At 36.0% G+C, this 12,194-nt stretch carries 9 protein-coding genes; all 9 read right to left on the minus strand.

The window, feature by feature from the left end; genetic code table 11:
- Window positions 1-70: 70 nt before the first annotated feature.
- The 9 genes from ftsY to RV14_RS01670 all read right to left on the minus strand — a co-directional run bounded on the left by ftsY (window position 71) and on the right by RV14_RS01670 (window position 12,088).
- Window positions 71-1,069, minus strand: coding sequence for a signal recognition particle-docking protein FtsY (ftsY, locus tag RV14_RS01630; RefSeq protein WP_071854611.1), 999 nt, complete (start codon window positions 1,067-1,069; stop codon window positions 71-73).
- On the minus strand, window positions 1,056-1,889 hold the full coding sequence (locus RV14_RS01635) for a Cof-type HAD-IIB family hydrolase (RefSeq protein WP_071854612.1): 834 nt from the start codon (window positions 1,887-1,889) through the stop codon (window positions 1,056-1,058). Before RV14_RS01635 ends, ftsY begins: the two co-directional genes overlap by 14 nt.
- Before the next feature lie 7 nt (window positions 1,890-1,896).
- Window positions 1,897-5,475 carry a chromosome segregation protein SMC gene (gene smc / locus RV14_RS01640; RefSeq protein ID WP_071854613.1) on the minus strand — a complete coding sequence of 1,193 codons (3,579 nt, stop codon included), beginning with the start codon at window positions 5,473-5,475 and terminating at the stop codon, window positions 1,897-1,899.
- Between the two features lie 21 nt (window positions 5,476-5,496).
- On the minus strand, window positions 5,497-6,183 hold the full coding sequence (gene rnc, locus RV14_RS01645) for a ribonuclease III (protein WP_071854614.1): 687 nt from the start codon (window positions 6,181-6,183) through the stop codon (window positions 5,497-5,499).
- A gap of 245 nt (window positions 6,184-6,428) precedes the next feature.
- Window positions 6,429-8,210 (minus strand): oligopeptide ABC transporter substrate-binding protein, encoded by a 1,782-nt coding sequence (locus tag RV14_RS01650; protein WP_071854615.1) that lies wholly within the window; start codon window positions 8,208-8,210, stop codon window positions 6,429-6,431.
- A gap of 21 nt (window positions 8,211-8,231) precedes the next feature.
- Window positions 8,232-9,146, minus strand: coding sequence for an ABC transporter permease (locus RV14_RS01655; RefSeq protein WP_071854616.1), 915 nt, complete (start codon window positions 9,144-9,146; stop codon window positions 8,232-8,234).
- Window positions 9,147-9,176: 30 nt separating this feature from the next.
- The gene (opp4B, locus tag RV14_RS01660) at window positions 9,177-10,139 is read right to left on the minus strand and encodes an oligopeptide ABC transporter permease (RefSeq protein WP_071854617.1); all 963 of its coding nucleotides are present in this window, start codon (window positions 10,137-10,139) and stop codon (window positions 9,177-9,179) included.
- Entirely contained in the window at window positions 10,139-11,083 is a 945-nt protein-coding gene (locus tag RV14_RS01665) for an ABC transporter ATP-binding protein (protein ID WP_071854618.1), read from the minus strand. Before RV14_RS01665 ends, opp4B begins: the two co-directional genes overlap by 1 nt.
- Window positions 11,084-12,088 carry an ABC transporter ATP-binding protein gene (locus tag RV14_RS01670; RefSeq protein ID WP_071854619.1) on the minus strand — a complete coding sequence of 335 codons (1,005 nt, stop codon included), beginning with the start codon at window positions 12,086-12,088 and terminating at the stop codon, window positions 11,084-11,086. It lies immediately after the preceding gene.
- Between the last annotated feature and the right edge of the window lie 106 nt (window positions 12,089-12,194).

A 12,194-nucleotide genomic window follows, 5' to 3' on the forward strand; every position in this document is an offset into this window, starting at 1 on the left:
TAGGTCTAAAGACAATAATAAAAAAACAAAGAGAATAGCTTTATTCTCTTTGTTTTCTTTTTGTTTAACGTTACTCTTCTTTCAATAATCCTTTAAATAATCCAATTACAAAATCATTCGGATCAAATGGCTCCAAGTCTTCAATTCCTTCACCCAATCCAACTAGTTTGACTGGTAAATGAAGTTCATTTCGTATAGCAAGTACAATACCACCTTTTGCAGTACCGTCCAACTTCGTTAAAACTAACCCAGTAACATCTGTTGTTTCTTTAAATTGTTTCGCCTGAACCATCGCATTTTGACCAGTTGTAGCATCCAGCACTAGTAAAGTTTCATGTGGTGCTTCTGGTAGTTCTCGCTGAATGACCCGTTTGATTTTTTCTAATTCATTCATCAAGTTAACTTTATTTTGCAGCCTTCCTGCGGTATCTACTAATAGGACATCTACTTGTTCATTTTTTGCTCGTTTTATTGCATCGTAAACAACCGCTGCGGGATCTCCTCCAGCTTTCCCGCAAACAACATCTACACCAGCACGTTCCCCCCAAACTACTAGTTGATCGATTGCTCCGGCACGAAAAGTATCAGCTGCCGCCATCAACACCTTTTTCCCTTCATTTTTATATTGATGTGCTAATTTTCCAATACTTGTTGTCTTTCCTACGCCGTTTACCCCAACAAATAAAATAACCGTTAACCCTTCTTGAATATTTAATTCGTTGACTTCATTAATACCTTCTTGCTCATACAAATCAACCAATTTTTCAATAATAGCGTTTTGGATTTCTGCTGGCTTTTTAGCATTTCTAAGTTTTACTTCTTGCCGCAAAGCTTCTGAAATTTGAATAGCCGTTTCAAAACCCACATCTGCTCCGATTAGCGTTTCTTCTAATTCTTCAAAAAAATCTTCATCTACTGTACGAAAATTAGCAAACAGTTCATTCATGCGTTCGCCAAACGTTTTTCTTGTTTTTTCTAATCCTTTATCGTATTTTTCTTGTACTTCGATTTCTTCGGGTTGTTGCGCTTCACCAGTAAAAGCACGTTTAATTTTATCAAAAAATCCCATCTAATTCCCCCTCATTTAAAACAAATTTTTCAATTACTTTTGCTACACCATGCTTATTATTGCTTAAAGTCACATAATCGGCTGCTTTTTTAACAACTGAAACAGCGTTTTCCATAGCTACACCAAGACCTGCGTATTTAATCATTGATAAATCATTTTCTTCATCGCCAATTGCCATAATCTCTTCTTGTTTCAATCCTAAATTCTTTGCTAACAAAGAAATTCCAGAGGCTTTTGTCACACCTTTTGGCATAAATTCTAAAAGCATACTACGTGTCTTAATGATTTCATAATACTCATGAAATTCAGTTGGTATTTCTTTAATTTTAGAATCTAATTCTACTTGCGGATAAGCAATGACTGCTTTGTTTAAAACAAGCTCGTTGGTAATATCCGATAATTTTGCTGGTTGAAATTGAAGTAATCGATTCAATACATGATATAATGAATGTTTCTGTGGTGCAGTTGGAAGTTGTAAAACAATATTATCTGATAATATATCTAACGGTAAATTTAATTTTTGTGCTAAATGATAGAGACGGTGAATATCTGTGACATTCATCACCCTTTTTTCTATAATTTCTCCTGTATCATTTTTTTGAACTAAGCCGCCATTGAACGTGATACTATAATCTCCCTCATTTACTAAATCTAACTCTTGCAAATAATGAGTCATAGCTGCTAACGGACGTCCGGTGCATAAAATAACTTTAATTCCTTTAGCTTTTGCTTTAGCTAAAGCTTGTTTATTCCCTTGTGAAATTTGTTTTTCTTCATTTAATAATGTACCGTCTAAATCAATCGTAATTAACTTAATCATTACTCTTCTACACCTTCGTTTCCATCTTGCCTTCTTCATTGATGTCTTCCATACGGACTGAAATAATTTTTGAAACACCGGATTCTTGCATCGTTACTCCATACAAAACATCTGCTGCTTCCATTGTTCCTTTGCGATGCGTAACTACAATAAATTGTGTCTCCTTTTGAAAATCACTTAAATAACGTCCAAATCGTTTCACATTTGCTTCATCTAATGCAGCCTCTACTTCATCCAAAATGCAAAATGGTACTGGACAAACACGAATAATTGAAAAAAGCAAGACAATTGCTGTTAGCGCCCGTTCTCCACCAGAAAGCAAACTCAAACTTTGTAATTTCTTTCCCGGTGGTTGAACTTCGATTTCAATGCCTGTTTTCAATAAATTACTAGGATCAGTAAGCACTAATTCGGCTCGACCGCCACCAAACATATTAGGGAAAACAAGTTTAAATTCTTGACGAATCGCTTCAAAAATTTCTTTAAAGCGCATGCGTACTTCATTATCCATTTCTTCCATCGTTTCAAATAATTGATTTTTAGCAGCAAGTAAGTCATCACGTTGTGTAGTCAAAAATATATGCCGTTCATTGACTTGTTCAAACTGTTCAATTGCGCTAAGATTGACAACTCCAAGCTCTTCGATTTGTTCTTTCAGTAAAGCCACCTTCGCTCGACTATTTTTAACATCAGTGGTCTCTTCATAATCAACCAGCGCTTTTTCGAACGTGAGTTGATATTCCTTTTGCAAATAACTTAAATGATGGTCAAGTAACATTTCTGAACGATTTTTTTGTACTTCGAGTTTCGATTGTTCTGTTAATTGTTGCTTTTGCTGACGATTCTGTTCAACAAGTACATCTTCTAATTGATTCATTTCTTTTTGAAGACTTTCTCGCTGTATTTTTATTTCTGCTAGCTTTACTTTTAACTCTTCACGTTGTTGAGAAAATTTATGAATTTGTTGGCTCAGACTTTCTTCAGTGAGTTCATGATCGGCAAAGTTTTTCGTTAACATTTTTAATTGCTTTTCTAAGCTTTCCTGTCGTTCTAACGCTTCATTTTTTTGCACACGAGCACCACGTAATTGAATCTGTAGATGATTAAATTGTTCTTTCAACACCGCTAATGCAGCTTGCTCTTGAGCTTTTTGTGCTTGAATTTGTGTGCGCTTTTCTTCCATCTGATCACTTTCTTGGTTAAGTGATTTGATTTCTTCATCAATGCGTTGCCGCTGCTGCTCAATTTTCTTTTGCTTTGCAATCAATTCTACTTGTTGTTTTTGATAAGAATCGATAAATTGCTGCAGTTCTTTCGTTGCAAAGTTTGACAACTGTTTTTCTTTCTCAAAGCGTACCAAATCATTCTGAATATTTTTCAATTGATTCATTACTTCTTGTTCTTCAAAACGCAGCTGTTCTTTTTGTGTTCGCAAAACTTCTTGTCTTTGCGTAAAAATTGCCATTTTTTCTTGCAGTACTTGTACTTGCTTTTCTTGTGTTTGTAGCTTTTGATCTACTTGTTCATATGCAGCCGTTAATTGTTTTAATTCTTGACTTTGTGAGAACAAACTCCCCTGATTTCCTCGCTTATTCACTCCACCAGTCATGGAACCCCCAGCATTCATCACATCTCCCTCAAGCGAAACAACTCGGTACTGATAATGGATCTTTTTGGCAATTTCATTGGCACTTTCTAAATTTTTAGCTAATAAAATTGTACCTAAAAGATTATGAACGACAGATTGGACTTTTGTAGGAAAAGTCACTTGCTCGCTAGCAATTCCTAAAAAGCCGTCAACTTCTGCCGCCTGTGAACAAATCGTCGCAGATAATTTTCTTGATTTGATCGTTGTTAATGGTAAAAACGTGGCTCGGCCACCTTTTTGTTGTTTTAAATAAGTAATTGCTTGGCGCGCATCTTTTTCATTTTCAACGATAATATGTTGTGCCGCTCCGCCTAAAGCTGTTTCAATTGCTACAGTAAAAGAAGCGGGCACATCAATTAATTCAGCAACTACTCCCACAATACCGGAGAGTTGTTGTTTATGTTGTAAAATCAAACGCACACCTTGGTAAAAACCAAAATAGTTTTCTTGGATTTCTTGTAAACTTTTTTGCCGCGCTTTTAACTGCTGCACTTGGTTCATCAATTGGTACATTTTGGGCTGTTCTTTAGCTAACTCATCTTGTAGTTTTTTACTAGTTGCTTGAACTTCTGCCCATTCCCTTTTATTTTTCATTAGTGCCATTTGGAGTTCATCTTGTTTTTTAGACAATGTTTTCTGTTGTACTGATAACTTCGCCACAGATACTTCTATTTCTGATTGTTTAACCAAAGTTTGTTTACTTTTAGAAGTTTCTTGTAAGTATTGTCGTTTTAAATATTTCAATTCATTACCGACATTTGCTTGTTCTTGCATTAAATCAACGTATTGATCACGTAGTTCAGATAATAATTCTTTCGGCGTTTTTTGGTATTTTTCTAACTCTTGTTGCGTCTTCATCAACTGAGTCTGTGCTTCTTGAATCTTTAATTCCTTTTCTGCCGCCTCTTTTGCTAACTTCTCTTGCAATTTTTCAAAATGCGACACTTTCTTTTGAGCTTCTACCAAGGAAGATTGGTATTCTTGGGTATTTTTTTGCGTATGTTTTGTTCGCTCAACTAAAACATCTTTTTGCCCTTCCGCTTGTTTTAGCCTTTCAGAAAGCGCTAATAGCGTCTGTTGTCCTTTTTCAATTTGCTGTTCTTTTTGCGTGTTTTGCTGGCGTTTTTCTGATAATAATTTTTCTTGTTCTTGAATTTGTTTCGCTAATCTTATTAACTCTTGATTAAATTGAGTCAATTGTGTTTTCTTTTCTTCCCACGCTCTTTTTGCCGATTTAATTTCTACAATCATTAAAGCAATATCCGTGTAAGCTAACTCTTCTTTTAATTTTAGAAATTTCTTCGCTGTTTCACTTTGTGCCGCTAAAGGTGTCAATTGTTCTTGTAATTCATAAATGATATCTTGCACGCGACTAAGATTATCTTCCGTTTCAAATAACTTATGTTCTGCTTTTTTCTTACGCTGCTTATACTTTAAAACACCCGCAGCTTCTTCAAAAATCCCTCGGCGTTCTTCCGGTTTACTACTAAAAATAGCTTCTACTTTTCCTTGAGAGATAATTGAAAAGGATTCTTTTCCTAACCCGGAATCCAAGAAAAGTTCTTGAATATCTTTCAATCGACAAGGTCGTTTATTAATGTAAAAGTCACTTTCACCGGTACGACGATAACGACGAGTCACACTGATCTCATTATAATCCAATGGTAAATAATGATCAGCATTATCTAATACAACCGTAACTTCTGCTACGTTCAAAGGTTTGCGTGAATCTGAACCAGCAAAAATAATATCCGGCATTTTTCCTCCACGAAGACTTTTCGCAGATTGCTCTCCTAAAACCCAACGGATTGCTTCAGTAATATTACTTTTACCACTACCGTTTGGTCCAACAACTGCTGTCACACTATTTTCAAAATCAATCACTGTTTTATCCGCAAAGGATTTAAACCCAGCTATTTCAATTCGTCTTAAATACACTAAGCGTTCCCTCACTTACTTTTACAATGCTGCTAGCGCATTTTCAGCAGCAGCTTGTTCGGCTAGTTTTTTTGATTTTCCTTGTCCTGTGCCAATTAGTTTGTCATCTACATATACTTCAATCCAAAAAACACGTTCATGAGCCGGTCCTTCTTCTTTTACTAGCCGATATTCAATGACTACATCTCCTGATTTTTGCAAAACTTCTTGCAATTTCGTTTTATGATCCATCTCATGTGAAAAAGCACCTGCTTTAACTTTTGGAAAGACAACAGTTTGAAGAAATGCATGTGCTGCTTTAAACCCTTGATCGAGGTACAAAGCACCTAAAAAAGCTTCAAATAAATCACAAAGAAGAGCCGGTCTATTTCGACCACCAGAATTTTCTTCTCCTTTGCCTAACATGATATATTTATCAAATCCGCATTCTTTTGCAAATTTTGATAAACTGTCTTCGCGAACGATTGCCGCACGTGTCTTCGTTAGCTTTCCTTCGGGAATACTCGGGTATAAGCGATAAAGATACTCGGAAACCATTAATTCCAAAACTGCATCTCCTAAAAACTCTAAACGCTCATTATCAGATAATTGAAGGTTGCGATGCTCATTCACATAGGATGAATGGGTAAAAGCTTGTTCAAGTAAATTGAGATCGTGAAAAACGATACGATACTTTTTCTTTAGTTCATTTGTCAGCTGATTGTCCATTTCCCACATTCCTTTATGGATATTTTTTCAATACTTTCTTATTATACTGGTTTTTTGATAAATTTGAAATGGTTGAGGCAAAAGGTAAGCAAAGCTTTAATAAAGAGCTATCATAAACATAGCTACTCTCCCCACATTTAGAAAACGTAAAAAAGCGGATAAAATCAGTTCAATGATTTTACCCACTTTTTCAGTATTTCCTATTTGTACTAGCATAATCCTTAAAGTTGCTTTTCAATAATACCTTATGAACGTGACTCTGCCGTTACAGTAACCTTTGCCCATGGATTTGGTGCATCATATGACCAATCCCAATCTTTTACGCGATCATTTACTGGTAAAACTTCGTTACGAAACAACGTTGGAATAGCAAAAGCTTCTTTAAAGGCATAGGCTTGCCATTTTTTATATGCTTCTTTTTGATAATCAGCATCAAACGCTTTATCTGAATTAATATCGTCAATTAATTTTGTATTTTCTTCAGATGCAAAACGAGTATAGTTAAATGCTGCATTGGGTCCCCATAATCCACTTGGATTTGGATCAGTTCCTGTATTCCAAGCAGCTTGGTATACATCAACTTCAGGATCATCATTTTTTAATTTGTCATAAAATGAATTAAACTCAATTAAACGTCCTGTAGTATATTTCACGTCTAACCCAATTTTTTTCCATTGTTGTACATAGTAATCGGCTAATGGTTGCGCCGTTTCGCCGCCTGACATTGAAGCAAAATTAATCGTTAGCTTCTTCCCATCCTTATCTTCACGAATCTTATCACCGTCTACGTCTTTATAACCAGCATCATCTAATAATTTATTGGCTTTATCAATATCTTGCGTAAATCCTTTTAAATTACTATCATGGAAAGATTCAAACACCGGCGGAATCAACGAAGTTGCGTTACTTCTTAATCCGGCATAAAAACGTTCTCCAACCGCATTATTATCCAGCGCATAACCCATTGCTTGACGCAAAGATTTATCAGCCATTTTCGAATTTGGATCGTAATCTACACTACTTTTTTCAGCATTCCATTTTCCTAATTTGAATCCTAAATAAGTATAAGAGGTTTGTTCACGCCCTAGGTTTGTATAACCCGAAATTTCTTTGTAAGTGTCATACGTATCCGTAGGCATCTGGAAGATCATATCATAAAGTTTTGAGTTCAACGCTTCCGTTGCACTAGCAGTTGGCAATGATTTCATCGTAATTTTTTTCAATTGCGGTTTGCCATTCCAATAATATGGATTTGGTAAATATTCAACTGACTCACCAGCTACGATGTTACTCATATAGTACGGTCCAAAAGTAACAGGGTTTTTACGTACCTGATTACTTGATTCCATATCTTTGATCGCTACGCCTTCAAGGGCGTGCTTTGGAGCAGCATAAGACCAGATGCCCCCTCCTGCTTGCAGCATGCTTGGTTCTACTTTTTTATATTCAATTTCAACTGTTTTATTGTCTACCTTTTTAATACCTGAAATCGCACTCGCACTGCCGTTATGGTATTCTTCCATACCGACAACGTTTCGGAAATTATCATCGTAACGAATTCCTGTGTATTCTTTATTTCCAATAATCTCATAAGGGAAAATAACGTCATCTGCTGTGACATCTTTACCATCCGACCATTTGACGTTATCTTTTACTTTAATGGTTGCTTTTTTTGTCTTTTGATCTAATTTTAAAGTTGCTGCGCCATCATCAGTAATCTTAAAGTCGGCATCATTTGAAAACAACGCTTCATGAGAAGGTGCCATAAATGCGGCATCATAAGCATCTTGATAAAATTCCCATTGAAATAGCCCTTTAAATTGACTGTCAGTCGCTACTGCAACTTCAAGTTCGCCATCTTTCATTGCTTCTTTATCATTCTTCATTGAAATTGGGAACGTTAATTTATCTTTATTGTCCCCATTACTCGTTGTCTTTCCTGAAGAGTTCGTTCCTCCACCACTTCCGCAAGCTGCTAAAGCCATTACTGAAAACAGTGCGGCAACGCCTAAAATTGTTTTTTTCATTTCCTATTTTCCCCTCTTTCTTTATCCTAATCGTTGGCGTGCATCAGCCGAACGCTTAAATGCTTGCCCAACGTAGTTTACACATAACATCAAAACTAAAATTAGAATTGATGCAGGTAACCAAATCCATTGTCGATTCACTAAAACTTCTCCATTGCTAGCATAGCCGATCAACGTTCCTAAACTTGGAACATTTGTTGGCAATCCGAATCCTAAGAAAGTTAACGTCGTCTCAATTCCTATATTTGCTGCAAAGTTCATGGTTAAATTTGTAATAATTAATGAACTGAGATTAGGCATAATTTCACGAAACATGATTTCAAAATCACTTGTCCCCATAGTCTTTGAAGCACTGACATAATCACGTCTGGCTTCTGACAAAGTTTTACTTCTAAATAACCGAGCTTTAGCAACCCAATAAAAAGCACTCATTATAAAGATGAATGACCAAACATTGTATTTGGAAATGATTGATACAAATACAATAATAATCAACATAATTGGCAAAATCATAATAAAATCTACAACACGCATTAAAATATTATCAATAATTCCTCCGTAAAATCCAGAAATGATTCCTAATCCTACGCCGATAATCGAAGTAATGACCGTAATAGCAAATCCTATCGTTATGGAGTTTCTAGCACCAATGATCAATTGCCCTAAAACATCACGTCCACCTTCATCTGCACCTAAAATAAATTTAGACCCTTCAGCAGAAATAGAACCCGGTGCTGCATATTTATCAAAAATACTAACATACATTACTTTATCTTGGTCAATAAATATCGAACCGACAAAAATAACTAAAAGCAAAACAATAAGCAAGCCAAGGGAAAAAATGGCAATCTTATCTTTTTTAAATTCACGTGCAATCATTCGTATCCCCATAGGTGGAATACTTTCTTGCACGGTTTCTTTCTTTTTTTCACTCATTTATCTCTACTCCTTTTCTGAATTGATTTTTTATTGGATACGAATACGCGGATCAACAATGCTCATAATAATATCTGACAGCAATGTTCCTACCAGCGTCGCAATACCTAAAATCAATACTAAGGATGTAATCACCGTATAATCTCGTTGTCCGATAGAATCAATAAATAATTTACCGACTCCAGGATATCCAAAAATCTTTTCAATAACTACTGAACCGGCAATTAAAGAAGTAATTTCATACCCCATTTGTGAAGCCATTGGTAAAGCAGCATTGCGGAAAATATGACGACTAAATACTTTATTTGTCGGTACTCCTTTTGAACGAGCCGTTCGTACAAAATCTAAAGCTTTCGAGTCAATCACTTCACTTCTCAAATACTGAATTGTTACGGCCGTCGCTAAAAAAGCTTGAGTAATTGATGGTAAAATGATATACTTCATCCGGTCAACTAATTGAGCGAAAAAGCCGCCTTGCAACCCCAAAGTCTGAGAACCGCTTGTTGGGAACCAGCCTAGTCGATAACCAAAAACAAACAGCATAATCAAACCAAAGATAAACAATGGTACAGCAAAGCTAAAGAAATTGTAAATTACAACAATTTTGTCTAAAACTGAATTTTGATATCTACCAGCTAGCATACCTAATGGCACAGCGATCAAATACGTAATAATAACTGTTAAAATAGATAAATAAAGAGTATTGACGATACGCTCACCAATTAAATCAGCGACAGAACGTTTATATAAAAAACTCTGTCCAAAATCTCCATGTAAAGCATTCCCTACCCAACGAAAATACTGGATATACCAGGGATCATTTAATCCGGCAGCTTGTCGCATTTGTTCAATAACGGCTGGATCTTGGTTAGGATTGATTAACCCAGTAAATGGATCTCCAGGCATTGCTTTTGCCAACATGAAGATCAAAATACTAAGAATAATAACTTGTGGAATTATTAATAACACACGGCGCAAAATTGTTTTCCACATTAGCTGGCACCTCCATCTTTCACTGCTACTTTATGCGTCGGTGTGATCGGACGAAGATCATACACGCGACCAGTGGCATCATAGTACTCCTTTTGATTTTGAATATATTCACGCTCTACTCTTCGGCGATTTTCTTTATGCTTTTCTCTATTTTCTACATCAATCCGAGGAATAGCAGAAAGTAAACGCTTAGTATAGATGTGCCGTGGATCATGATAAATGTCTTCTCTTGTTCCAATTTCAACAAATCTACCTTTATACATAATAGCGATATTATCACACATATGTTTAACGACTCCTAAATCATGTGAAATGAACAAATAACTAAGGCCAAATTCTTGTTGGATGCGTTTCATGAAGTTTAATACTTGTGCTTGAACAGACAAGTCTAAAGCAGAAACTGGCTCATCCGCTACAATCAATTTTGGATTCGTGGCTACCGCTCGAGCTACTCCTAAACGTTGACGTTGTCCGCCTGAAAATTCATGAGGATATTTATATAAAGCATCTTCTGGCATCCCTACAATATCTAGTAAACCTCTCACTTTTTTCTTTTCTTCTTGATCACTTAACCGTTCAAAATTACGAATTGGCTCTGCAATAATGTCCAACACACGTTTTTTAGGATTTAAACTAGACATCGAATCTTGAAAGATCATCTGAACGTCTTTGTTGTAACCTATTTTTTTACGGTTGTTTTTTTTCGTAACATCTTTTCCTTCATAAATAATTTGTCCAGAGGTTACTTTTTCCAATCCAACCACTGCTTTTCCAGTAGTTGATTTTCCTGAACCTGACTCACCGACTAGTCCATAAGTTTTTCCTTTTTCAATAATGAAATCCACCCCATCTACCGCATAAACATGGTCCGTTATTCGATTAAAAAAACCACTGCGAATAGGATAGTGAACTTTTAAATTGTTGATTGTAATTAATTCTGACATCTACACCTCTCCTTTTTCGTCTTTAAAGTGGAAATGTTTATAACATGAACAGCGAACAAGATGATTTGGGGCAATTTCATGAAGTATCGGATTTTCTTCGTGATAGCTGGCAGGGATCCAAGGAATACGCGGAGCAAAACGACAGCCCGTACGTGGCATGTTTTTCAAAGAAGGAACAACACCTTCAATAACATGCAGTTCTGCTTCATGGTTTCCTTCTTGAGGAATAGAATTTAATAATGAACGTGTATATGGATGCTTAGGGTGTTCAAATAATTCTTTTACATCAGCCACCTCAACAAATTGACCGCCATACATTACCGCTACGCGATCAGCCATCTCAGCAACTACTCCCAAGTCATGGGTAATCAAAATAATGCCTGTTTTAGTTTCTTCTTGTAAATCCTTTAGTAAATCAAGAATTTGCGCTTGAATCGTTACGTCTAATGCCGTCGTTGGTTCATCTGCAATAACGATCGGCGGCTTGCACGCAATAGCAATGGCAATAATCACCCGCTGTCTCATCCCACCTGATAATTCATGAGGATATTGTCGCCCTACTCTGACAGGATTAGGGATTCCTACTTGTTTCAATAATTCTAACGCCCGTGTTTGCCTTTGCTCTGCATTCATCTTAGTATGATAAGATAACCCTTCTTTGATTTGATCTTCAATTCGCATTAAAGGATTCAAAGCAGATAAGGGATCTTGGAAAATCATGCCGATATCATTTCCACGAATCTTGTTATACAAAGTTTCGTTTAATTCGATCAAATTTAAATCATTATATAATATTTCACCTGTGATTTTTGTGTTATTTGGATCAAGCAACCCCATAATAGTAGTAGCCAATGTACTTTTTCCGCAACCGGATTCTCCAACAATTGCTAAGATTTCGTTTTTATCTAATGTAAAAGAAACGTCGTCTACTGCATCGTAATACTCATCTTTAAGACGAAAGCCCGTATGTAGGTTCTGAACATCTAACAGTTGGTTATTTGACAATCGAATACCCCTCTCTGCTCCCTAGACGGAAGTTTTTCTTAATAAAAAATGATAGTACACAGAATAAAATGTTTTATAATAGGTATTATTCTAAGAATAGTGTAAT

Source organism: Enterococcus ratti, from assembly GCF_001886195.1.
GTDB classification, from domain to species: Bacteria; Bacillota; Bacilli; order Lactobacillales; family Enterococcaceae; genus Enterococcus_B; species Enterococcus_B ratti.

Excerpts from the sequence above, each read along its gene's own strand:
- RV14_RS01655 (WP_071854616.1), bottom strand. The coding sequence starts at position 9,146 with ATGAGTGAAAAAAAGAAAGAAACCGTGCAAGAAAGTATTCCACCTATG.
- RV14_RS01650 (WP_071854615.1), bottom strand. The coding sequence starts at position 8,210 with ATGAAAAAAACAATTTTAGGCGTTGCCGCACTGTTTTCAGTAATGGCT.
- rnc (WP_071854614.1), bottom strand. The coding sequence starts at position 6,183 with ATGGACAATCAGCTGACAAATGAACTAAAGAAAAAGTATCGTATCGTT.
- RV14_RS01635 (WP_071854612.1), bottom strand. The coding sequence starts at position 1,889 with ATGATTAAGTTAATTACGATTGATTTAGACGGTACATTATTAAATGAA.
- RV14_RS01665 (WP_071854618.1), bottom strand. The coding sequence starts at position 11,083 with ATGTCAGAATTAATTACAATCAACAATTTAAAAGTTCACTATCCTATT.
- ftsY (WP_071854611.1), bottom strand. The coding sequence starts at position 1,069 with ATGGGATTTTTTGATAAAATTAAACGTGCTTTTACTGGTGAAGCGCAA.
- opp4B (WP_071854617.1), bottom strand. The coding sequence starts at position 10,139 with ATGTGGAAAACAATTTTGCGCCGTGTGTTATTAATAATTCCACAAGTT.